21 protein-coding genes are annotated in these 22,427 nt (G+C 50.3%); 11 read left to right on the top strand and 10 right to left on the bottom strand.

The genetic code is table 11. The annotated features are described in order from the left end of the window. Positions 1–194: 194 nt before the first annotated feature. The 3 genes from cysB (at position 195) to acnA (ending at position 4,552) form a co-directional block, all read left to right on the top strand. A complete protein-coding gene (gene cysB / locus ACMHKJ_RS02740; RefSeq protein ID WP_413491939.1) occupies positions 195–1,169 on the top strand; it encodes an HTH-type transcriptional regulator CysB in 975 nt (324 codons plus the stop codon). Positions 1,170–1,188: 19 nt separating this feature from the next. After that, a complete protein-coding gene (locus ACMHKJ_RS02735; RefSeq protein ID WP_413491938.1) occupies positions 1,189–1,719 on the top strand; it encodes a hypothetical protein in 531 nt (176 codons plus the stop codon). A 166-nt stretch (positions 1,720–1,885) separates the two neighbouring features. Beyond that, on the top strand, positions 1,886–4,552 hold the full coding sequence (gene acnA, locus ACMHKJ_RS02730; protein WP_413491937.1) for an aconitate hydratase AcnA: 2,667 nt from the start codon (positions 1,886–1,888) through the stop codon (positions 4,550–4,552). 198 nt (positions 4,553–4,750) lie between these two features. Here the strand turns inward: acnA and ribA are convergent, their stop codons facing one another. Beyond that, positions 4,751–5,359 (bottom strand): GTP cyclohydrolase II, encoded by a 609-nt coding sequence (ribA, locus tag ACMHKJ_RS02725; protein ID WP_413492107.1) that lies wholly within the window; start codon positions 5,357–5,359, stop codon positions 4,751–4,753. Between the two features lie 215 nt (positions 5,360–5,574). On the opposite strand from ribA, the gene ACMHKJ_RS02720 reads away from it, so the two are divergent. The 5 genes from ACMHKJ_RS02720 (at position 5,575) to yciH (ending at position 9,064) form a co-directional block, all read left to right on the top strand. Further along, positions 5,575–6,294, top strand: a complete 720-nt coding sequence (locus ACMHKJ_RS02720; RefSeq protein ID WP_413491936.1) for a phosphatase PAP2 family protein — start codon at positions 5,575–5,577, stop codon at positions 6,292–6,294. A 182-nt stretch (positions 6,295–6,476) separates the two neighbouring features. Next, positions 6,477–6,782: a LapA family protein gene (locus ACMHKJ_RS02715; protein ID WP_413491935.1), complete on the top strand. Its 306-nt coding sequence runs from the start codon at positions 6,477–6,479 to the stop codon at positions 6,780–6,782. A 5-nt stretch (positions 6,783–6,787) separates the two neighbouring features. After that, entirely contained in the window at positions 6,788–7,957 is a 1,170-nt protein-coding gene (lapB, locus tag ACMHKJ_RS02710; RefSeq protein ID WP_413491933.1) for a lipopolysaccharide assembly protein LapB, read from the top strand. Positions 7,958–8,006: 49 nt separating this feature from the next. Next, positions 8,007–8,738: an orotidine-5'-phosphate decarboxylase gene (gene pyrF / locus ACMHKJ_RS02705; RefSeq protein WP_413491932.1), complete on the top strand. Its 732-nt coding sequence runs from the start codon at positions 8,007–8,009 to the stop codon at positions 8,736–8,738. Further along, positions 8,738–9,064 carry a stress response translation initiation inhibitor YciH gene (yciH, locus tag ACMHKJ_RS02700; RefSeq protein ID WP_413492106.1) on the top strand — a complete coding sequence of 109 codons (327 nt, stop codon included), beginning with the start codon at positions 8,738–8,740 and terminating at the stop codon, positions 9,062–9,064. The genes pyrF and yciH overlap by 1 nt, the downstream gene beginning before the upstream one ends. A gap of 137 nt (positions 9,065–9,201) precedes the next feature. Here the strand turns inward: yciH and ACMHKJ_RS02695 are convergent, their stop codons facing one another. The 8 genes from ACMHKJ_RS02695 to rsxA form a co-directional block, all read right to left on the bottom strand. Beyond that, positions 9,202–11,139 carry an exoribonuclease II gene (locus ACMHKJ_RS02695; RefSeq protein WP_413491931.1) on the bottom strand — a complete coding sequence of 646 codons (1,938 nt, stop codon included), beginning with the start codon at positions 11,137–11,139 and terminating at the stop codon, positions 9,202–9,204. Positions 11,140–11,240: 101 nt separating this feature from the next. After that, positions 11,241–11,882, bottom strand: a complete 642-nt coding sequence (nth, locus tag ACMHKJ_RS02690) for an endonuclease III (RefSeq protein ID WP_413491930.1) — start codon at positions 11,880–11,882, stop codon at positions 11,241–11,243. Positions 11,883–12,003: 121 nt separating this feature from the next. Then, positions 12,004–12,708: an electron transport complex subunit E gene (locus ACMHKJ_RS02685; RefSeq protein ID WP_413491929.1), complete on the bottom strand. Its 705-nt coding sequence runs from the start codon at positions 12,706–12,708 to the stop codon at positions 12,004–12,006. Further along, complete coding sequence (gene rsxG / locus ACMHKJ_RS02680) at positions 12,708–13,334, bottom strand: electron transport complex subunit RsxG (protein ID WP_413491928.1); 627 nt, start codon at positions 13,332–13,334, stop codon at positions 12,708–12,710. The genes ACMHKJ_RS02685 and rsxG overlap by 1 nt, the downstream gene beginning before the upstream one ends. After that, complete coding sequence (rsxD, locus tag ACMHKJ_RS02675; protein WP_413491927.1) at positions 13,331–14,425, bottom strand: electron transport complex subunit RsxD; 1,095 nt, start codon at positions 14,423–14,425, stop codon at positions 13,331–13,333. The genes rsxG and rsxD overlap by 4 nt, the downstream gene beginning before the upstream one ends. 2 nt (positions 14,426–14,427) lie before the next feature. Next, the gene (rsxC, locus tag ACMHKJ_RS02670) at positions 14,428–16,581 is read right to left on the bottom strand and encodes an electron transport complex subunit RsxC (RefSeq protein ID WP_413491926.1); all 2,154 of its coding nucleotides are present in this window, start codon (positions 16,579–16,581) and stop codon (positions 14,428–14,430) included. Between the two features lie 5 nt (positions 16,582–16,586). After that, the gene (gene rsxB, locus ACMHKJ_RS02665; RefSeq protein WP_413491925.1) at positions 16,587–17,195 is read right to left on the bottom strand and encodes an electron transport complex subunit RsxB; all 609 of its coding nucleotides are present in this window, start codon (positions 17,193–17,195) and stop codon (positions 16,587–16,589) included. After that, entirely contained in the window at positions 17,195–17,776 is a 582-nt protein-coding gene (gene rsxA, locus ACMHKJ_RS02660) for an electron transport complex subunit RsxA (RefSeq protein ID WP_067362166.1), read from the bottom strand. The genes rsxB and rsxA overlap by 1 nt, the downstream gene beginning before the upstream one ends. A gap of 350 nt (positions 17,777–18,126) precedes the next feature. Here rsxA and ACMHKJ_RS02655 point away from each other — a divergent pair, with 350 nt between their 5' ends. The 3 genes from ACMHKJ_RS02655 to ACMHKJ_RS02645 all read left to right on the top strand — a co-directional run bounded on the left by ACMHKJ_RS02655 (position 18,127) and on the right by ACMHKJ_RS02645 (position 21,359). Next, entirely contained in the window at positions 18,127–19,167 is a 1,041-nt protein-coding gene (locus tag ACMHKJ_RS02655) for an oxidoreductase (protein WP_413491924.1), read from the top strand. A gap of 105 nt (positions 19,168–19,272) precedes the next feature. Next, positions 19,273–20,262, top strand: coding sequence for a bile acid:sodium symporter family protein (locus ACMHKJ_RS02650; RefSeq protein ID WP_413491923.1), 990 nt, complete (start codon positions 19,273–19,275; stop codon positions 20,260–20,262). Between the two features lie 2 nt (positions 20,263–20,264). Then, the gene (locus ACMHKJ_RS02645) at positions 20,265–21,359 is read left to right on the top strand and encodes a TPM domain-containing protein (protein ID WP_413491922.1); all 1,095 of its coding nucleotides are present in this window, start codon (positions 20,265–20,267) and stop codon (positions 21,357–21,359) included. Positions 21,360–21,412: 53 nt separating this feature from the next. Here ACMHKJ_RS02645 and add read toward each other — a convergent pair whose 3' ends face one another. After that, positions 21,413–22,420, bottom strand: a complete 1,008-nt coding sequence (gene add, locus ACMHKJ_RS02640; protein ID WP_413492105.1) for an adenosine deaminase — start codon at positions 22,418–22,420, stop codon at positions 21,413–21,415. Positions 22,421–22,427 lie beyond the last annotated feature (7 nt).

Raw genomic sequence — 22,427 nt, 5'->3', positions numbered from 1 at the left:
AGATACAGCAGGCACTGCGCCTTATATTTTTTAGCTGGTGTCTGTATGGGTTTTGTTATAATGTCGATAAATGGATTGTTGTTATAACAAAATGATTATTTATTACTTTTTGGTATAATTAAGACAATAAAAGACTAAGTACTGACAGCAAGTTATGCGAATAGCCTGATGGATAGGCTCTGAGGGAATACCGGATGAAATTGCAGCAATTGCGCTATATTGTGGAAGTGGTTAATCATAACCTGAATGTCTCTTCGACCGCAGAGGGGCTTTATACCTCGCAACCCGGTATCAGCAAGCAAATTCGTATGCTTGAAGATGAATTGGGCATGCAGATTTTTGCCCGCAGCGGCAAGCATCTGACCCATGTCACACCGGCGGGTGAGTCTGTGCTGCGGATCGCGCGTGAAGTGCTGGCAAAAATTGAAGCGATCAAAGCGGTTGCCGGGGAGCACACTTATCCGGAGCAGGGCACACTCAGCATCGCCACTACCCATACGCAGGCGCGTTATGCGCTGCCGCCGGTTATCAAAGGGTTTATTCAGCGCTACCCGCATGTCTCCCTGCACATGCAGCAGGGCACACCGACACAGATAGCAGAAGATGTCTGCAAGGGAAACAGTGACTTTGCTATTGCAACAGAAGCGCTGCATCTTTATAAAGATTTGATTATGCTGCCGTGCTATCAGTGGAACCGTGCTGTGGTGGTGTGTAAAGATCACCCTCTGGCGCAGCGCCGTGACCTGACGATTGCTGATCTCGCTGACTATGAAATTGTCACTTACACGCATGGTTTCACCGGACGCTCTGAGCTGGACAATGCGTTTGAAAAACTGGGTCTGAAGCCGAAAGTGGTGTTCACCGCAACGGACGCCGATGTGATAAAAACCTATGTCCGCCTGGGGCTGGGGATCGGGGTTATCGCCAGTATGGCGGTTGATCCGGAGACAGACAAAGACCTGGTCTGCATTGATATGCGGGATAAATTCAGCTACAGCACCACTAAAATAGGTTTCCGGCGCGGCAGTTTCCTGCGCACCTATATGTATGATTTTATCTGGCGTTTCGCGCCGCACCTGACCCGGGATGTCGTGGATAAAGCGATTTCTCTGCGTTCTAATGATGATATTGAAGCGATGTTTAAAGACATCACACTGCCGATTGTCTGAACAGACCAATAATAAGGAATTGAATGATAACGCGCGCAGTTATACCCTTATTCATTCAAACTGCAGGTTCGTTGGCTGCACTCAGCCAGCCGGGTCACATAGTTTACCTATGCTCCCCGTCTATCTTCCTTTGCCGCCTGCCTGCATCCTGAATGACGTTGGGTATATACCCAAAAATGTATTGAGCGCTGCCGTGCTTATCCTGGCGGCGTTTTCCGCGCTTTCCGCTGAACCGGTCTGTAAAGCAACGGTGCATGACCCTGAAAGTTATGATTATACAGATGAGTGTTATTATGCAGGGACGAATGTCCTGAAAACATATCAAATTTATAGAAATAAATATGATAATCAAAAGGATATGGTTAAATTAATAACGCCGGGTGTTGATCAGTCGCTGACGGATTACGGCACTACAGTGAACCTGGATTATAAATGGAAAGGTGTTAACCACCTGACAATGATACAGTTTTTTAATGGAGGACTGGATACTATCACCTTTGATTATGATGGTAAGGGAACGACGGTATTGATGGAGTACAGCCCTGATTAGGGTGCAGTCATCTGTCTGAATGGTTGGTTTTTTTATTGCATACCATTACATTTATTTAACAAACTGTGCGCGGATTACCACACTGTTTGCGGGAATATGATATCTTTATATATACAATAATAAGGATGATATCTGTTTAACCCGCACACATTATAGTGGAGGCGTTATGTCGTTAACCTTAAAGCAACAATGTGAAAGCCGGCTGACGGTCGGTTCACAACATTACCAAATCTACAGTCTGTCCCTTCTCGCTGACCTGCTCGGCAATCTTGATAAATTACCTAAATCCCTAAAAGTATTGGCTGAAAACCTGCTGCGTAACCTTGATGGTGACAGCGTTCAGAATGCGGATTTACAGGCACTGATCGACTGGCAAAAGACCGGTACGGTCGATCACGAAATTGCCTTCCGGCCTGCGCGTGTTCTGATGCAGGATTTCACCGGAGTTCCGGCAGTGGTGGATCTGGCGGCAATGCGTCAGGCTATCCGTGCGCTGGGCGGCAAAGAAGAGAAAGTAAACCCGCTGTCACCGGTTGATCTGGTGATTGACCACTCAGTGATGGTGGATGAATACGGCAGTGATCAGGCATTTGCGGATAATGTGGGCATTGAAATGTCGCGCAATAATGAGCGTTATCGTTTTCTGCGCTGGGGGCAACAGGCGTTTGACCGCTTTCGTGTTGTGCCGCCGGGCACCGGAATTTGTCATCAGGTCAATCTGGAATATCTCGGAAAATCCGTCTGGTATGAAACCCGTGACGGCAAAACCTATGCGTACCCGGACACGCTGGTGGGTACAGATTCCCATACCACGATGATTAACGGACTGGGCGTATTGGGCTGGGGTGTCGGCGGCATTGAAGCCGAAGCCGCGATGCTCGGACAACCTGTCTCCATGCTTATCCCGGATGTGGTCGGGTTTAAACTGACAGGAAAGTTGCGCGAAGGGATCACAGCGACCGATCTGGTGCTGACGGTCACACAAATGTTGCGTAAACACGGTGTGGTCGGAAAATTCGTCGAGTTTTATGGTGACGGACTGGCGCAACTGCCGCTGGCAGATCGCGCAACTATTGCCAATATGTCACCGGAATATGGCGCGACCTGCGGCTTTTTCCCGGTGGATGATGTGACGCTGGATTATATGCGGCTGACCGGGCGCAGTGATGATGAAATTGCCCTGACGCAAGCTTACTGCAAGGCGCAGGGGCTGTGGCGCTACGCCGGAGACGAGCCGCGCTTCACTTCAGGCATGGCGTTGGACCTGGCGACAGTGGAAACCAGCCTGGCGGGACCAAAACGTCCGCAGGATCGTGTGGTACTGGCACAGGTGCCGGCAGCATTTCAGGCTGCACTTGATCTGGAACTGAATAAAAAACCGCTGACGGACAAAATTCAGATCGGGGACAATACTGCTCCTGAAGATGGCGCTGTGGTGATCGCGGCAATCACTTCCTGTACTAATACATCGAATCCGGGTGTATTGATGACCGCCGGTCTGCTGGCAAAAAATGCCGTTGAAAAGGGCTTAACCCGCAAGCCCTGGGTGAAAACGTCACTGGCGCCGGGCTCTAAAGTGGTGACTGATTATCTGAATGCTGCCGGGCTTACGCCGTATCTGGATACTCTCGGTTTTAATCTTGTCGGCTATGGTTGCACAACCTGCATCGGCAATTCAGGTCCGCTGGATGCGGATGTTGAATCGGCAATTAAAGATAATGACCTGACCGTCGGCGCGGTGCTGTCAGGGAACCGTAACTTTGAGGGACGTATTCATCCGCTGGTAAAAACGAACTGGCTGGCGTCTCCGCCGCTGGTGGTTGCCTATGCGCTGGCAGGAAATCTGCACTGCAATCTTGAAACTGACCCGCTTGGATATGATAAACAGGGTAAGCCGGTCTGGTTAAAAGATATCTGGCCGGATAATGCCACAATTGCCGCGGCGGTGGAAAACGTCAAAACCGCCATGTTCCGTAAAGAATATGCTGCTGTATTTGAGGGAGACGAACAGTGGCAGGCGCTGCCGGTGGAAAATACCCCCGCTTATCAGTGGCAGCCGGACTCAACTTATATTCGCCATCCGCCTTATTTTGAGGGGATGCCGGTTAAACCGGCCCCGGTTAAAGACGTGAAACAGGCCCGGATTCTTGCGATCCTCGGGGATTCTGTCACAACTGACCATATTTCACCGGCAGGTAATATCAAAGCAGACAGTCCTGCCGGGCGCTATTTGCAGGCTCACGGTGTGGCACCGGCAGACTTTAACTCCTACGGCTCGCGACGCGGAAACCATGAAGTGATGGTGCGCGGCACATTTGCCAATATCCGTATCCGCAATGAAATGGTGCCGGGCACTGAGGGCGGATTTACCCGCCATATTCCGTCCGGGGAGACACTGTCTGTATTTGATGCCGCCATGCGCTATCAGGAAGCGCAGACGCCGCTGGTGGTGGTCGCAGGAAAAGAGTATGGCTCTGGTTCCAGTCGGGACTGGGCGGCAAAAGGCACGAATTTACTCGGGGTAAGAATGGTACTTGCCGGGTCTTATGAGCGCATCCACCGTTCTAACCTGATCGGGATGGGAATACTGCCGCTGGAATTTCCGGCGGGTACAGATCGCCACACGATGGAGCTGACCGGTGAAGAGCTGATTGATGTCGGCGGGCTGAATATTCTTGAGCCGAAGCAGGTTGTTCCGGTGCGTATCACGTATGCGGACGGGCGGGTGACGCAACTGAATGCACTGTGCCGTATTGATACTCAAACTGAACTGGCCTATTTCCGCCACGGCGGGATTTTGTGCTATGTGATCCGCCAGATGTTGCAGTCATAAACCGTAAGGATAAAAATAAAGCGCGGTCATGATAGCCGCGCTTTGTTTTTATACTCGTCATACTTCTGGATGCCTGAGTGTTGACTGCGCTCAGCCAGCCAAGTCACATAGTTTGTCTATGCTCCCCGTCTGTCTTCGCTTGTCGCCTACATGCCTCCGGAATTATTTAGAGTATATAGGGGGATGTTCAGCAAGTTATCAGTGATTACAGCCGGGGGTCTGGCACAGTAAATGCCCCATTTTTTCGGCTTTGGTATCAAGGTAATGGGCATTTGACGGGTTACGCCCGACAATCAGCGGCACGCGTTCAGTGATATTGATCCCGGCCTGTGTCAGGATCGCGACTTTTTCCGGATTATTGGTCAGCAGACGAACAGCGCTGATATCCAGCAGTTTATACATATCAGCACATAAGGTAAAATCGCGTTCATCGGCGGCAAAGCCCAGTTTCTGGTTTGCTTCCACCGTATCCAGACCGGTATCCTGTAAGGCGTAAGCGCGGATTTTATTCAGCAGACCAATATTCCGGCCTTCCTGGCGGTGATAAAGCAACACCCCCCGGCCTTCTTCTGAGATTTGCTTCAGTGCGGCTTCCAGCTGAAAACCACAGTCGCAGCGCAGGCTGAACAGTGCATCACCGGTTAAACATTCGGAATGAACGCGGGATAATACCGGCTTATCACCACTGATATCACCAAACACCAGTGCTACGTGGTCGTGCCCTGTGGCGGTTTCTTCAAAACCGACCATTAAAAACTCTCCGAACGGAGTAGGCAATTTGGCTTGTGCAACACGTTTTAACTGCAATTTATCATTCATGATGTAATTAACTCATTGATATAAATATCGTATTTTAACGCTGGTAACAATAACGCTGATAATAATAATGGCGATTACAGTACCTGCGCCGCCCGGGAAATGAAACTGACATCCATTTTCCGGGTCAAATAACTGAACATGACCATAGTAGTACAAGACATTGACAAAATAACATTTATTTTAACAGGAATAGTTAATAAGCAATGAAAAACATAACAAAGCCCTTCATTATAGCCTCTGTTTTATTGCTTTTATTGCCGCTGGTAATGTTGCTGACCGGCTGGCGCTGGCAACCTGCCGGTGATGAAGATTTGTTGCGCGGATTATGGTATCTGACTGATACGGCCGCGTATCCGCTGGCCATTATCGTGTCTATCTTCTTTTGTCTTCTGTTTATTGGTTTGTTTCCCGGCAGCAAAAAGCAGGCTTTGCGCCTTGCGGCGATGATGCTGATAGTGGTTGCAGCAGGTCAGGGGATTAAAGCCGTGATGAAAAATACTCTGCAGGAGCCGCGTCCTTATGTCATCTGGCTGGCACAACAGCACATTGTTACGGAAACTGATTTTTATGCACTGTCCCGGCCTGAGCGGGCAACGTTGCTGGAAAACAGACTGTCAAACCATTATCAGATCCCGGGCTGGCAGTTAAAGCACTGGCAGAGTGAAACCGGATATGCGTTTCCGTCCGGTCATGCTTTGTTCGCCGGTGCGTGGTCAATGCTGTTATTTGCCTTTTTCTGGGCGCAGCGTCGCACGGGGATAGCGATGGTGATTCTTCTCTGGGGTATTCTGGCACAATATAGCCGTATGGTGCTGGGAATGCACTGGCCGTCTGATATCATTATGTCAGTGATTATTAATGGGTTACTTGTCGGCGGACTGTTTTTATGGCTCAATAATCAGAGCAGGAAAGCGGTATTATGATATAATCACATTCCGCTGAAATCGTTGCCGGTTTTTTGTATAAGTTGTGGCGCAACGGCGTGGAAAAGCCCGGAAACACAATAAATTACTTTTGCTCCCGTACAGGGAAATGGTAACGTAAGGGGTTAGTTTGTCCGTAAGATGCGGAACGCAAACCCTGAGACCTGATAATAGGAATGCCGGTGAAATATTTTCTGATTTTTATCCTTGTTCTGGTGATTTTCATCATTTCGGTGACGCTGGGCGCAAATAACGATCAGGTAGTCACATTTAATTATCTGATTGCGCAGGGACAGTACTCTGTTTCCACCTTGCTGGCGGTACTGTTCGGTACAGGGTTTGTGCTGGGATGGATTGTTTGTGGTCTGTTCTATTTACGTCTGCGGTTATCGCTGGCCCGTGCCCGCCACCGGATCAAGCGTCTGGAAGCTGACCAGACTGCGCCGTCTTCCGGGTCGGTTGCGGTGCAGGACATCACTAAGGAATAAGCATTATGCTTGAGCTGTTGTTTCTTCTGTTACCTATTGCCGCAGCCTATGGCTGGTACATGGGGCGACGCAGCGCACAGCAGAATCAACAGCAGCATGCTGACCGCCTGTCACGTGATTACGTGGCAGGGGTAAACTTTTTACTGTCTGATCAGCAGGATAAAGCCGTCGATTTGTTCCTTGATATGCTGAAAGAGGACAGCTCCGCTTTTGAGGCGCACCTGACACTGGGTAACTTATTCCGCTCCCGCGGTGAAGTGGAACGCGCCATCCGTATCCATCAGTCGCTGATGGAAAGTGCCTCTCTTTCTTACGAACAACGCCTTCTCGCCACTCAGCAACTGGGGCGCGACTATGTTGCTGCTGGTGTGTATGACCGCGCAGAAGCGCTGTTTTTACAGCTGATTGATGAAGCTGATTTCAGACAAAGCGCACTCCAGTCCCTGTTATCTATCTACCAGTCCACCAGTGACTGGAGCAAAGCTATTGATGTCGCAGAAAAACTTCTGAAGCACGGTGATACCGGGCAGCGGGAGAATATTGCCAATTTTTATTGTGAACTGGCTTTGCAGGCACTGGGCAGTGATAACACGGACAGCGCGTTTGCCTATTTGTCAAAAGCGGCAGGAGCTGATAAAAACTGTGCCCGGGTGTCTATTATGCAGGGGCGCATTTATATTGATCGCGGTGATTATCAAAAGGCCGCGGATGTGTTGAAACGGGTATTTGATCAGGATAAAGAGATGGTCAGCGAAACGCTGCCCATGCTGGAAACCTGCTATACAAAGCTGAATCAGCCGGCGGAATGGGCTGAATATCTGCTGATCTGTTCCGATGAAAATATCGGGGCAACGGCTGAGCTTTATCTTGCTGATATTATTGAAAAGCAGGAAGGTCCTGAAATGGCGATCACCTATGTGAACCGCCAGTTACAGCGCCATCCGACAATGCGTTTGTTCTGCCGGCTGATGGAATATTACCTGTCAGAAGCGGAAGAGGGTCGCGCCAAAGAGAGCCTCGGTCAACTGCGCAACATGGTGGGTGAACAAATCCGTACCAAACCGGATTACCGCTGCGGCAAATGCGGGTTTACCTCCCACGCCCTGTACTGGCATTGTCCGTCCTGCCGGTCATGGGATACTATCAAGCCTATCAGGGGTTTGGACGGACAGTGACAACGTCACATTTACCCGTATTATTCACGAAACCACAGGTAATAAATTCATGACATCTCTCATGTTACGCGCCGGGAATGCAAACATTGCATCGCCTGTCATTGTTGCGCTTGATTACGACAATCTGAATAACGCTCTGGAATTTGCTGACCGCATCGATCCCTCGAAGTGCCGCCTGAAAGTCGGCAAAGAGCTGTTTACGTTATACGGACCGGATTGTGTCCGCGCATTGCAACAGCGCGGATTTGAGGTGTTTCTCGACCTGAAATTCCATGATATCCCGAATACCACGGCACATGCGGTGCGGGCGGCGGCTGAACTGGGTGTCTGGATGGTTAATGTCCATGCATCCGGTGGTGCGCGTATGATGACCGCTGCGAAAGAGATCCTGCAGCCATTCGGTAAAGATGCACCGCTGCTGATTGCCGTGACCGTACTGACCAGTATGGAGCAGAGTGACCTCGCCGGTATCGGGCTGGATATTTCCCCGGCAGAGCAGGCACTGCGTCTTGCCCGTCTGACAAAGGATTGCGGGCTGGATGGTGTGGTGTGCTCCGCACATGAAGCACAATTACTGAAGCAATCTCTTGGTCAGCGTTTTAAATTAGTGACACCCGGTATCCGCCCCGAAGGCAGTGATGCAGGTGATCAGCGCCGCATCATGACCCCGGCGGCGGCGGTCAGCGCCGGGGTGGATTATATGGTTATCGGACGTCCGGTTACCCGCAGTGACGATCCGCTGGCGGCATTGCAGGCAATTAATGCCTCACTGGGAGTATGATAATGGACAATAATTCACGGCTGGTGTATTCCACGGAAAGCGGACGTATCGATGAGCCGCAGGTAAAAGCAGATCGCCCGAAAGGGGATGGTATTGTCCGCATTCAGCGCCAGACCAGTGGTCGTAAAGGCAAGGGCGTTTGCCTGATAACAGGTATTGATCTTGATGATTCAGCACTGACAAAACTGGCCGCAGAATTAAAAAAACGCTGCGGCTGCGGCGGTGCGCTGAAAGACGGTATAATTGAAATCCAGGGTGATAAGCGGGATTTACTGAAAGAACTTCTGGAAGGAAAAGGCTTTAAAGTCAAACTTGCCGGTGGCTGAATCTGAATGCCCGGTTTTGTTTGACCCGATAAATAACACCTGATAAATAAAAAAACCGCCATTATAAATATAAATAATGGCGGTTTTTTGTTGTGCAGAATTATTTACAAGGTCTACTGCACGGACAAACAGAAAACTCAGACCGGGCGTGCCAGAATATTGCGTGTTTCCATTTTCACTTCAGCGATCTTCACCGGGATAATATCATTAAGGCGATAGCGGACTTCACCGTTGATAAGTACTGAACCAGTTTCCTGGCTGCACTGTAATTCATCTTTTACCGGATGAATAAAAGTACCCGGGATAAAGGCAACAGCGCCGTTTTCAGTCAGACGGACACGGATACCACCGCGGGTGATATCAATAATCTCCGCCGGGAACGGTGTGTCAGTACCCGCATAAGGGTGCAGATAACGGGCATATAACCAGTCTCCGACATCCCGCTCAGCCATACGGTTGGCACGACGGCGTTCAGCCAGATGTTCAGCCAGTTTCTCAGCCGGTTTTTCAGCCGGTTTACCGGCGATAATGGCTTTGAGCAACCGGTGATTGAGGATATCGCTGTATTTGCGGATTGGAGATGTCCAGGTGGCGTAACCATCCAGTCCGAGGCCGAAGTGCGGGCCTCTTTCCATTCTGACCTCTGCAAATGTCTGGAATCGGCGGATACGGCTGTCGAGGAACTGTGTCGGCTGGTTATCCAGTTCACGGCGCAGGCGGCAGAAGCCATCCAGTGTCAGCAACTCTTCTGCGGTGAAATTAATGCCGTTTTCTGCCAGCAGTACCACGGCCTGGTCAACGGTCAGCGGGTCAAGACCGGTATGCACGTTATACACACCGAAGCCCAGTTCTTTATCAAGCACGACTGCCGCACAGATATTGGCGGTGATCATGGCTTCTTCCACAATGCGGTTGGCACTGCGGCGCTGCTCTGCGACGATATTTGTGACCACACCATTCTCATCGAGAATAAAGCGGAAATCCGGTCTTTCTTTAAAGACCAGTGCATGGGTTTCACGCCACAGGTGACGGCGCTGATACATCTCCTGTAATAACGCAATCTGCTGACGGATAGTGTCATTGGCAGGGAGGCGGTCTTCCACGCCTTCCAGCAGATCAGAGACATCGTCATAAGCCAGTTTGGCTTTGGACTCAACCCACGCAGCAAAGAAAGTGGCATCATCTGCCAGGGAGCCGTCTTCATTTATGGAAATCTGACACACAATCGCAGGGCGGCGGACATGAGGATGCAGAGAGCAGAGATCGTCGGACAGATTACGCGGCAGCATCGGGATATTAAAACCCGGCAGGTAATTGGTAAATGCGCGCTTATGTGCGATAGCATCCATCTCGCTACCCGCAGCGATGTAAGCGGTCGGATCAGCAATGGCAATCGTCAGGCGAAGCTGGTTGTTATCACCTCTGGTGATATAAAGTGCATCATCCATATCTTCAGTGGATGCACTGTCAATGGTGACAAAATCGAGATTTGTCAGGTCAGTACGGGGCAGATCGTCATCAGCCAGTGTCGCCTCAACCGGCTCCGGCTCTTTCAGTGCATGCTGGTGACGGGTAAGTGTGACCCACCACGGCGCGTAATGATCATCGGCATCTGTAATAAACCCGGTAATTTCAGCATGGAAACTGCGGTCACCCTTTAACGGATGGCGGCGCATTTCAGCTACGGCCCAGTCACCTTGTACGAAGGTGTGCTCAACGTCTTTTGCCGGGCGGCAGGGGATCGAATCTTTTAACAAAGGATGGTCAGGAATTATCCAGAGACGCTCATCATTTTCTTTACGCTGTACACGCCCGACAAAGCGTTCAAGAAACCGCTGAACCAGGGTTTCCGGCTCTGCGACATCTTTATTATTCACGCTATGAATAGCGGCAGTAATGCGGTCACCGTGCATGACTTTTTTCATGTGTGGTGGCGGGATAAAGTAGGATTTTTGTCCGTCAACTTCGAGGAAACCGTAGCCTTTGTCGGTACCTTTCACGATACCTTCGACACGCAGTGTTTGACCGTGGAGCTGTTGCTTTAGCTGATTTAACAGCGGGTTATCTTGAAACATAGGATCCCGTACTGGTTGGGTGATCAAATTTAATGTTATTTTTACGCGAATTCACGCTGTCCGCAAGCACAGAGGGCAATTTCTGTTTAATCCGCAGTGAATTATTCCTCCGGATAGACTTTTTCGCCGAATTCGCATAAATCTTCAATAATACATGAGCCGCAGCGGGGTTTGCGGGCAATGCAGGTATAACGCCCGTGCAGTATAAACCAGTGATGGCAGTCGACTTTAAACTCAGCCGGAACAACCCGCAATAATTTTTGTTCCACTTCATCCACATTTTTACCGGGGGCAAACTTTGTGCGGTTACATACACGGAAAATATGGGTATCAACTGCAATAGTCGGCCAGCCGAATGCCGTATTGAGGACGACATTAGCGGTTTTGCGCCCGACGCCGGGCAGCGCTTCAAGTGCCGCGCGATCTTCGGGAACCTCGCTGTTATGGAGTTCAACCAGCATCCGGCAGGTTTTAATCACATTTTCGGCTTTGGTGTTAAATAACCCGATAGTTTTGATATAGGTTTTTACAGCGTCCACACCCAGCGCCAGTATAGCCTGCGGGGTGTTGGCAACAGCATAAAGCGGACGGGTAGCTTTATTGACGCTCACATCAGTTGCCTGAGCGGATAATAAAACAGAGATGAGCAGTTCAAACGGCGAACTGAACATCAGTTCTGTGGTGGGTTGCGGATTGTTATCCCGCAGGCGGGTCAGAATTTCAATACGTTTTTCTTTATTCATAACGACTTCGGCTCATTAATCCTGAATCATTTATTCTGAAACAGATAAACACATATATACTCTGAATAATCAGGGATGCCTGAGTGCAGTCAACACCCGGGCATCCTGAAATATGCCGGGGTTAGCTTACCAGATGGCTTCCGCATCCTTTTTCAGTTTCATATACCTTTACGTCCGGCACATTTTGCCGTTTTTTCATTTTCTCATCAATAAGATACTTGGCGGCGAGCATTAAGCCAAGCCCGATAAATGCGCCCGGCGGCAACATTGCCAGTAAAAACGGGGTATCAAGATGCAATATATCCACCCGCAGGACTTTAGCCCAGTCACCGAGTAGCAGATCCGCGCCGTCAAACAGGGTGCCGTTTCCGAGAATTTCCCGCATTGCGCCGAGCACAAACAGAGCGGCAGTTGACCCCAGCCCCATAGCAAGACCATCTATTGCGGAAGGAAAAACGGCATTTTTTGCGGCAAATGCTTCGGCACGGCCGATCACAATGCAGTTGGTGACTATCAGCGGGATGAATATCCCGAGTGATTGATACAGCCCGAATGCATAGGCGTTGATCAGCAACTGAACGGCGGTCACGACAGACGCAATCAGCATCACGTAAATCGGGATGCGGATTTCTGATGGTATCCAGCGGCGCAGGGCGGATACGGCAATGTTAGTGCAGCAGAGCACCAGGGTAGTCGCCAGCCCCAGTCCCAGTGCGTTTGTGACAGTGGAGGACACCGCAAGCAGCGGGCATAACCCCAGCACCTGAACCAGTGCCGGGTTATTTTTCCATAAACCATCGGCGAATAACGTTTTGACCTGACTCATTATTCTGCTCCGCAGTGTGGTAATTCAGTTAATTGTGGCGGCAGTGTCTGTATATACACTGCTGTTTTTCTCACGGCATTAACAACCGCCCGTGGCGTGATTGTCGCACCTGTGAACTGATCGAAATCACCGCCGTCTTTTTTGACCGCCCAGTGCGGATCAGCCGCTGAATCCACATGTTTGCCGCTCAATGTGGTGATCCAGTCTGAAATCCTGGTATCAATTTTATCCCCCAGGCCCGGGGTTTCTTTATGCTCAGTTACCCGGCTGCCCAGTACTGTCTGGTTAAAATCAGCGGCAACCAGCAACTGAATGGCGCCTGAATAGCCGTCCGGTGCAGTGGATTCAAGCACTGCCGCAACCGGTTCACCATTTTTGCGGGCAACATACAGTCGATGAGGCAGATTATTACCGAGCATCGGGTCTGTCACAAGGTAACATTCCGCAATCATATCGTTATCATACATCCCGGTGGGCAGAATTTGGGCAAACAGCGCTTTTTGCTGCTCAGCCGCCTGCTGCTCAATCGCCGGTTTGGTCAGCGTATAGACAAACCCGCTCAGACCGGTGGTTCCGGCGGCAAACAGGGCGAGGATCAGCCCGTAACGGCGCAATGTGGCAATCATTTATTTCCCCGTTTATGCCCGTAAACACGGGGTTGCGTATAGGTATCAATCAGCGGCACGGTAATATTGGCCAGCAGAACAGAAAATGCGACAGCATCAGGATACCCGCCGTAAACACGGATAACCCATAATAAAAGCCCAATCAGTGTGCCATAAATCAGGCGGCCGCGCGGGGTGGTGGAAGCGGTAACCGGGTCTGTGGCGATAAAAAATGCGCCCAGCATAGTGGCACCCGAAAACAGCTGAATAACCGGCGTGGAAAAATGTGCGGGATCCATCAGATAGCCAATTGTTGCCAACACCGAAAGTGTCCCCAGCATTGCCACCGGTACCTGCCAGGCGATTACGCGGCGGTTTAACAGAATACAGCCGCCGATCAGATACCCGATATTAATCCACTGCCAGCCAATACCGGCAACAGAGCCCTGCAATACAGGCTGAGAGAGGATCTCATTCATATCGCGGGTCAGCAGTCCGGTTTTAAAGCTGTCCAGCGGCGTTGCCTGACTCATACCGTCGGCTCCTGCGCGTAACTGCTCTAATGTCAGCCCCTGATCAGATAATCCGCTGAAAATCACATGCAGGCTGTCACTGGCTGAAATCGGCATTATTTGCAGACTTTCCGGCGGCAACCAGCTTGTCATCTGAACCGGGAAGGAGATAAGCAACACCACATAACCGACCATGGCAGGGTTAAACGGGTTTTGGCCCAGTCCGCCATACAGGTGTTTGGCGATAATCACGGCAAAGAATGTACCGGTGACAATCAGCCACCAGGGTGCGAGCGGTGGAATACTGACCGCAAGGAGCACGGCGGTGACCAGCGCGGAATTATCTTTAAGATAAGGCATTACCGGCTGTTTGCGCAGACGGACAGCGACACTTTCGGCAACGATGGCCGTGGCGACGGCAATCAGTATCTGAATAAGTGTGCCGATCCCGAAGAACCAGAGTTGTGCGGCAACGCCCGGAAGCATGGCAATAACAACCCACAGCATAATGGCGGACGTATTGTCGTGGTTATGTGTGAACGGTGATCCCGCTATTTTCAGCCGGTGCGGTGTGTTTGAGGAAACGGACCTAAATTTCATGCTTATATCGCTTCATTATCAGTAGTTTTTTCAGCGGCCTGTGCTGCTTTCTTTGCTTTGGCGCGGGCAATGGCGGCGGCAACAGCGGCTTTGCGCGGATCAACATCCGCTTCTGCAACAGTCACTGTTTCAGGTGTGTTATGCGTATCTTCCTGTCCGGCGGCCTGTGCTGCTTTCTTTACTTTGGCGCGGGCAATGGCGGCGGCAACAGCGGCTTTGCGCGGATCAACATCAGCCTCTGCAACAGTCACTGTTTCAGGTGTGCTATGCGTATCTTCCTGTCCGGCGGCCTGTGCTGCTTTCTTTGCTTTGGCGCGGGCAATGGCAGCGGCAACAGCGGCTTTGCGCGGATCAACATCCGCTTCTGCAACTGTCACCGGCTCAGGTGTACTATGAACATCGTCCTGTCCGGCGGCCAGTGCAGCTTTCTTGGCTTTGGCGCGGGCAATGGCAGCGGCAACAGCAGCTTTGCGCGGATCGGTTTCAGTTTCTGCGATCACATCATTACGTTCGGATACGGATTCAGCAGTTTTTTCTGCCTGGCGTGCCCGCGCCTGTGTTTTTCTGGCTTCACGGGCAGCAATAGCAGCACTGTTATCCGGTAATACAGCCGGATTGATGGTAATTGTACCGCCTGCGGTGGCATTTTTTTCTTTCACCCGGGCGAGCGCAGCACTGATGGCAGAGCTGTCTTTTTCATCCACCTGTACAGCGGCTTTTTTATGCCGTGCATCGCGGGCTTCTTTTTCACGGGCAAGGCGGGCTTGTCTGGCTTCAAAGCGAATTTTTGCATCCGCTGCCCGCTGCGTCTCGTTGCGGATCTCAATAATCTGTGCCTTTTCCTGCCGGTAATATTGCACCAGCGGGATATTGGACGGACAGACCCAGGCGCAGGCGCCGCACTCTATACAGTCAAATAAATGGTGTTGTTCCGCTTTCTCGTGCTCTTTGCCTTTGCTGAACCAGTATAATTGTTGCGGCAGCAAACCGGCAGGACAGGCATCCACACAGTGACTGCAACGGATACAGGCCTCTTCCGGTGCTTCGGGCTGCATTTCATCCGATGTCGGCGCAAGAATACAGTTACAGATTTTCACTACCGGCACATTGAGATCCGGCAGGGTAAAGCCCATCAGCGGACCGCCCATAACCACCATTTGCTGATGCTGTGGGTTAAATCCGGCTTGTTCCAGCAGGAAATGTACCGGCGTACCGAGGCGTGTCCAGAAGTTACCCGGCGTATTAACTGCTTCACCGGTGACGGTGACCACGCGCTCAATCAGCGGTTCTCCGTCAATAATGGCACGTTTTATGGCAACCACGGTGCCGACGTTTTGCATCAGCACGCCGATATCAGATGAACGCCCGCCGGAAGGTACTTCCCGCCCGGTCAGAATTTTTGTCAGTTGCTTAGCGCCGCCGGACGGGTATTTTGTCGGGATCACGCGCACATGTATCTGTGCTTCTCCTGCGGTTACTTCACGCAGGGCGGTAATCGCTTCCGGTTTATTATCTTCAATGCCGATTAACACCTGCTCCGGCGCCAACAGATGCATCAGGATGTGAATGCCGGTCAGAATCTCCACGCCATGCTCCTGCATCAGGCGATCATCCGCCGTGATATAGGGTTCACACTCTGCGGCATTGATAATCAGGGTGCGGATAAGGTCACCGCCGCCTTTGAGTTTACTGGCAGTCGGGAAGCCTGCGCCACCCAATCCGGCAATTCCGGCCTGATGAATGCGCTCAGTCAGCTCTGTTTTACTCAGTGAGCAGAAATCCGGTGTTTTTTCAGAAGGGTAAGCTGTATCCAGCCCGTCAGTCTGTATACGGACACAAGGCGCGGTCAGTCCGGACGGGTGTGCGGTCACACAGGGTTCAATCGCGGTGATAACCCCGGATGACGTGGCGTGAACCGGTAATGTGCGCCCGGAGCCGGCTGTCAGTGGCTGGCCTTTGAGAACATGTTCGCCCGGATGAACAATCAGGTCGCCTTCGTTGCCGATATGCTGTTGCAGCGGAATAATCAGCTCCGGCGGGACAGGGCAGACGCGCATAGGTGTGCGGGAGGATTGTACTTTCATTTCCGGCGGATGAATGCCGCCGTCAAAATCCCATACCCGGTCTTTTTTCAATAAATTGAGTAAATTAAACATAAAATTTATGACGCCTCAATCTGAACGGATTTGACCGGGGATGCTGCGGGCTCTGCCGGAATATTTCTGACCGGAATACTGTTTAAATCCCATTTCCAGTTGCGGGTAGTGGTGGCAACCGGGATCATTTCGATGCAATCCACAGGACATGGTGAGACACATAAGTCACAGCCGGTGCAGAGGTCTTCAATCACGGTGTGCATGGCACGGGTGGCACCGACAATCGCATCCACCGGGCACGCCTGAATACATTTTGTGCAGCCGATACACTGATCTTCATGAATAAAGGCCACTTTGCGCACAGGATTCAGGGCTGATTCGTCACCGTCGAGCGGCTGCGGATCGACACCCAGCATATCTGCCAGTTTCAGCATGACCTGTTCACCGCCCGGCGCACAGCGGTTTATCGCACCACCATTGGCAACAGATTCCGCATAAGGGCGGCAGCCCGGAAATCCGCATTGTCCGCACTGGCTTTGCGGCAGAATATCGTCGATTTTATCAACAATCGGATCTTCCTCCACTTTAAAGCGGCGGGAGGCATAGCCGAGTATCAACCCGAACAGCAGCCCGAACAGGCTGAGTACGGCGACAGCAATCCATATTATCGTCATCAGAATTTCACCAGACCACTGAAGCCCATAAAGGCGAGAGACATCAGCCCGGCAGTGACCAGCCCGATAGACGCGCCCCGGAAGGGCGCCGGAACATCGGCGGTTGCCAGTCGTTCACGGATAGCGGCAAACAGCACCATCACCAGAGAGAAACCGGCGGCGGCACCAAACCCGTAAACGGCGGATTGCAGAAAGTTATGAGACAGATTGATGTTCAGCAGTGCCACGCCGAGCACGGCGCAATTAGTGGTGATAAGCGGCAGGAAAATACCCAGCAGCCGGTAAAGTGCCGGGCTGGTTTTACGCACCACCATTTCAGTGAACTGCACCACAACGGCTATCACAAGGATAAAGCTCAGTGTACGCAGATACAGAATATCCAGCGGGATCAGGATAAAGGTATCCATCAGCCACGAGCTGACCGAGGCGAGTGTCATCACAAATGTGGTGGCAAATCCCATGCCGATTGCGGTTTCTAATTTTTTGGAAACCCCCATAAAGGGGCATAATCCTAAGAATTTGACGAGAACGAAGTTATTCACTAACACAGTTCCGACAAACAATAATAAGTAGTCAGCCATTACAATGCCCAAAGCGAGTCATATATACCCTTATTCATTCAAACTGCAGGTTCGTTGGCTACGCTCAGATAGCCGCCTGCCTGCATCCTGAATGACCCGGGTATAAAATACAAAAAACCGGTCATTACCGGAAAACGGATGAAATGATAACAATCCCGGGCGCCCGGGGTTATCGGGATTGTGTGAAAGGCGGTATAACTGAGTGTATCAGAATGAAAAAGAGGCAGAATGTAATAAAAATGCGCACAAGGTTTGCGTCCCGGAATCTGTTAGTGTTACTTTTCAGGGTGATTGTTTCATTCTGACTGCATATTTTTATCCTTTAACGTGACAATTCCCCGGAGAATGTGATGACAAAAATACTGAAAGTGGGTCTGGTAGGATACGGTTTTGCCGGAAAAACATTCCATGCGCCGTTTATTGTTAATAATGCCAATATGGAACTGGCGAAAGTTGCCAGTAGTGACGCGCAGAAGGTTCATGCGGATTATCCGGATGTCCCGGTTGTCGCCACACCGGAGGAAATATTTGCAGATCCGGCTATTGATTTGGTTGTTATCCCGACCCCGAATGACACGCATTTTCCGCTGGCACAGATGGCACTGGCGGCCGGGAAACATGTGGTGGTGGATAAGCCCTTTACCCTGACATCCGAAGATGCCTTTTCGCTGGCAAAACAGGCAGATGATGCAGGATTGGTGCTGTCTGTCTATCATAACCGCCGCTTTGATTCAGGCTATCTGACACTCAAATCCCTGTTTGAAAGTAAAAAACTCGGCGATATCAAATACTTTGAAATTCATTTTGACCGCTACCGTCCGCAGCCGCAGAAACGCTGGCGCGAAGCGGCGGCATTGGGTAGCGGTATCTGGTACGATCTCGGCTCACATCTTATTGACCAGGCGCTGCAATTTTTCGGCAAGCCGGATGCAATCACGGCTGATCTCGGTATGATCCGCCCGGGCGCAGAAGCGATTGATTATTTCCATGCACAACTGCATTATCCGGACGTGAAAGTCATTCTTCACGCGACTACGGTGGCAGCAGCAGAATCGCCGGTGTATATCGTACACGGCATGAAAGGCAGCTATGTGAAATACGGGTTGGACCCGCAGGAAAATGCCCTGAAAGCAGGAGAGATGCCGGTTGGAATTAACTGGGGTCATGACAGCAGAGACGGAAAAGTGACGTTGTCACCAGATGGCATTGAACTGATAACCGATATCTATCCGAACAAAGCCGGACATTACGGACGTTATTACGCCGAAGTGGCGGAGGCGATTCTGAATAACGGACCAAACCCGGTAACGGCTGCGGAAGGTGCTGAAGTGATCCGGATTATTGAGGCCGGAATGGAATCTCACAAAACAAAACGGACGGTGGCGCTGTAATCAGCTCATCGGTTTAATTTTATACCCTTATTCATTCAAACTACAGATTCGTTGGCAGCATCCTGAATGACGTTGGGTATAGTTCAGACAAAAAGTGAATAACGTATGACAAGCTGGTGGCAGAAACTGCGGTTAGATCCGTTCCTGGTTATTATGATCACAGTGGTTATTTTAGCCTCTCTTTTTCCGGCAACGGGTAATATTGCCACCGGGTTCCGCTATCTGACCACCGCCGCGATTGCGTTATTGTTCTTTTTTCATGGTGCCAAACTCTCGCGGGACGCGATTGTGACCGGCATGGGACACTGGCGCCTGCATCTGATGGTGTTCAGCAGTACTTTTATCCTGTTTCCTGTTCTGGGTCTGGGTCTGAGTTTCCTGGTGCCGGAGTGGATGTCGCCGGCTATTTATATGGGTTTCTTATACTTATGTGCCTTACCTGCAACAGTACAATCGGCTATTGCTTTTACCTCTGTTGCCGGGGGAAATGTGGCAGCGGCGATTTGCAGTGCTTCCGCATCCAGTATTCTCGGTGTTTTTTTATCACCGGTTATTATCGGATTTATGATGGAAACACAGGGTGCACATGACCTTGATACTTTTGGCGCTATCAAATCCATTTTACTGCAACTGATGCTGCCGTTTGTTGTCGGGCATCTTTCCCGCCCGCTGATTGGTAAATGGGTGGATCGCAACAAAAAAATCATCAATAAAACAGACCGGACATCTATTTTGCTGGTGGTTTATGTCGCATTCAGTGAAGCAGTCGCGGAAGGTATCTGGCAAAAAATTGATGCAATGTCCATTTTGCAGATTGCGGTTGTTTCCTGTGTATTACTGGCGATAGTGCTGGTGATTAATGTGTACGGCTCGCGCTGGCTCGGTTTCAGTAAAGAAGATGAAATAACCATTGTGTTCTGCGGATCGAAAAAGAGTCTCGCAAACGGTGTACCGATGGCAAACGTGATGTTCCCTCCTGCGGTGGTGGGAATTCTGGTTCTGCCGCTGATGCTGTTTCATCAGATCCAACTGATGGTCTGTGCGGTGATGGCAGCGCGCTATGCCCGCCGCAGCAAGGTTCACCAGCAGGAGTAATTATGATGCGCCTGGTGGCAGGATGCCTGTTTCTTATTTTTATCAGCCTGTTTGCCCGAGCAGACGGGCAGTCGCTGCCTGAACTGAAGCGGGAGCGGGTAATTGACAGTGCGGGAATTCTGACAGAGCGGCAGATAACAGAATTAAACAATAAATTGGTTAATTTTGAAAATACCCGGGATGATGGTACGAAATTTGTTATTTTCCTTGTTCAGACGACGGGGAAAGAATCAACAGAACAATTTTCACTCCGTGTTTTTAATCAATGGAAAATCGGAAAAGAAGAAAAAAATAACGGAATATTATTGGTTGCGGCAATAAGGGGTAACAGTATCCGTTTTGAAATCGGTAATGGTATTGAAGCCATAATACCGAGTGTTATTACCGGGCGGATAATCAATAATTATATTTTGCCTGATTTTAAGTTAGGTCTTTATTATAAGGGACTAAATTCAGCGGTAGATGAAATCATTTCATTAGGAACAGGCGAAAAAGATATATCTGACTATAATAAAAGCGATTTTTTGTATGTCCCTGAGAGTGATGACAGTCTGTTAGTATTATCGGTGATATCTGAACACATTTTTTCAAATGCTTTTTCTGCTGTTTATATACTCACTTTTTTTTGTCTGACATTGTTCAGAACGAAAAAAGAAAAACAAAAAATAGAGCACGAATTGAGCTTTATTAATCTCCCCGGAGTTAAAAGTGAAGCGGAAAAAAGAAGAATCACACTGTTAAATATAATATATAGCAGGAAATATATTTATCCAGGATACATAAAAACAATGGTCTCCGCACTATTTTATTCAATAATTATTGTATTATATGCTGAATTAGCGCTGGGCGGAAAAATTACGCCGGATACTATCATGGAGATTGCATTCGGGATTGGTTTTATCAGTGTGTTCATGTCAGCGGGACTGTATCTGACGCTTTTTCTCTGTATTCCGAATCTCCGTTTACAGAGGCGGCAGTTCAAAGAGTCGTACATGATAAAACGGTATTTGCCTTCTTCATCCCCGTTGGTATCTTCCGCAGACAGCGAAGAAGAAAGCCGTTCATCTTCTGACGATGACGGGTCTTCCGGCAATTGATAAAACCGCCGCATACAGCATACGGCGGTTTTTTAATCAGATAAACACGGCGACTATTCGCTGCGTTGTGCCGCTATCCGGCGCAGTTCGGTTTTCTCTTGTTCAGAAAGAAATGCAATTTCCAACCCGTTAATCTGTGCCTGCTCAATTTCCGCACGCGTCAGACCGGCAGCCGGTGCCGCGATATTATATTCATACGCAATTTCAATGCCTTCAACAGCAGGGTCATCGGTATTGATGGTTGCCGGAATACCGTGCGCCAGAAACTGTTTCAGCGGGTGTGCCGCGAGTGATGCCACTGTGCTGGTCTGGATATTGGAGGTCAGGCAGGATTCCATACCAATACGGTGCTCCGCCAGATAATCCATCAGTGCGGGGTCTTCAATGGCCATCACACCATGCCCGATGCGCTGTGCGCCGAGGTCACGGATAGCCTGCCAGATACTGGCGGCACCGGCAGCTTCACCTGCGTGAGCGGTGATCGCCCAGCCGGCATCACGGGCTTTGCGGAAATGGCCGGAGAACAGGTCACCCGGATAGCCTGATTCATCACCGGCAATATCAAGTGCCACAATACGCTCACGATGAGCAAGCAGCGCATTTAATTCAGTATGACAGGCATCAGTGCCAAAAGTACGGCTGAGTATGCCAATCATATTAATGCGCACAGCGCTGTTACGCGCCACTGAATTCACACCATCCAGTACGGCTTCTACCACACCTTCAACCGGAAGTTTATGTTTCATCGCCATATAATACGGAGAGAAGCGCAGTTCGGCATAATCAATTCCTGCATCTATTGCGTCCTGAACATTTTCCGCCGCGACACGGTGGCAGGCATCCAGATCCGCGAGTACAGAAACACCCCAGTCCAGTTTTGCCAGAAATTGCACAAGGTCCGGCTCATTGCTCATCACCTGAACATACGGGCGCAGAGCGTCGGGCTCATAAGAAGGTAATGGCAAATTATGTTGGCGGGCAAGGCTGATAATGGTGGAAAGGCGGATATTACCATCGAGATGACGGTGTAGATCAGTGAGGGGAAGTGATCGGTCAATCATCATAATC

This window comes from Morganella psychrotolerans, from assembly GCF_965118875.1.
In the GTDB taxonomy this organism is placed as follows: Bacteria; Pseudomonadota; Gammaproteobacteria; order Enterobacterales; family Enterobacteriaceae; genus Morganella; species Morganella psychrotolerans_C.
This window is presented reverse-complemented; position numbering and strand designations above follow the sequence as displayed.

Excerpts from the sequence above, each read along its gene's own strand:
- ACMHKJ_RS02685 (WP_413491929.1), bottom strand. The coding sequence starts at position 12,708 with ATGAGTCAGGTCAAAACGTTATTCGCCGATGGTTTATGGAAAAATAAC.
- ACMHKJ_RS02695 (WP_413491931.1), bottom strand. The coding sequence starts at position 11,139 with ATGTTTCAAGATAACCCGCTGTTAAATCAGCTAAAGCAACAGCTCCAC.
- ACMHKJ_RS02655 (WP_413491924.1), top strand. The coding sequence starts at position 18,127 with ATGACAAAAATACTGAAAGTGGGTCTGGTAGGATACGGTTTTGCCGGA.
- ACMHKJ_RS02720 (WP_413491936.1), top strand. The coding sequence starts at position 5,575 with ATGAAAAACATAACAAAGCCCTTCATTATAGCCTCTGTTTTATTGCTT.
- rsxG (WP_413491928.1), bottom strand. The coding sequence starts at position 13,334 with ATGATTGCCACATTGCGCCGTTACGGGCTGATCCTCGCCCTGTTTGCC.
- nth (WP_413491930.1), bottom strand. The coding sequence starts at position 11,882 with ATGAATAAAGAAAAACGTATTGAAATTCTGACCCGCCTGCGGGATAAC.
- cysB (WP_413491939.1), top strand. The coding sequence starts at position 195 with ATGAAATTGCAGCAATTGCGCTATATTGTGGAAGTGGTTAATCATAAC.
- acnA (WP_413491937.1), top strand. The coding sequence starts at position 1,886 with ATGTCGTTAACCTTAAAGCAACAATGTGAAAGCCGGCTGACGGTCGGT.
- rsxD (WP_413491927.1), bottom strand. The coding sequence starts at position 14,425 with ATGAAATTTAGGTCCGTTTCCTCAAACACACCGCACCGGCTGAAAATA.
- rsxC (WP_413491926.1), bottom strand. The coding sequence starts at position 16,581 with ATGTTTAATTTACTCAATTTATTGAAAAAAGACCGGGTATGGGATTTT.
- ACMHKJ_RS02645 (WP_413491922.1), top strand. The coding sequence starts at position 20,265 with ATGATGCGCCTGGTGGCAGGATGCCTGTTTCTTATTTTTATCAGCCTG.
- lapB (WP_413491933.1), top strand. The coding sequence starts at position 6,788 with ATGCTTGAGCTGTTGTTTCTTCTGTTACCTATTGCCGCAGCCTATGGC.
- ACMHKJ_RS02650 (WP_413491923.1), top strand. The coding sequence starts at position 19,273 with ATGACAAGCTGGTGGCAGAAACTGCGGTTAGATCCGTTCCTGGTTATT.
- rsxA (WP_067362166.1), bottom strand. The coding sequence starts at position 17,776 with ATGGCTGACTACTTATTATTGTTTGTCGGAACTGTGTTAGTGAATAAC.
- rsxB (WP_413491925.1), bottom strand. The coding sequence starts at position 17,195 with ATGACGATAATATGGATTGCTGTCGCCGTACTCAGCCTGTTCGGGCTG.
- add (WP_413492105.1), bottom strand. The coding sequence starts at position 22,420 with ATGATTGACCGATCACTTCCCCTCACTGATCTACACCGTCATCTCGAT.
- pyrF (WP_413491932.1), top strand. The coding sequence starts at position 8,007 with ATGACATCTCTCATGTTACGCGCCGGGAATGCAAACATTGCATCGCCT.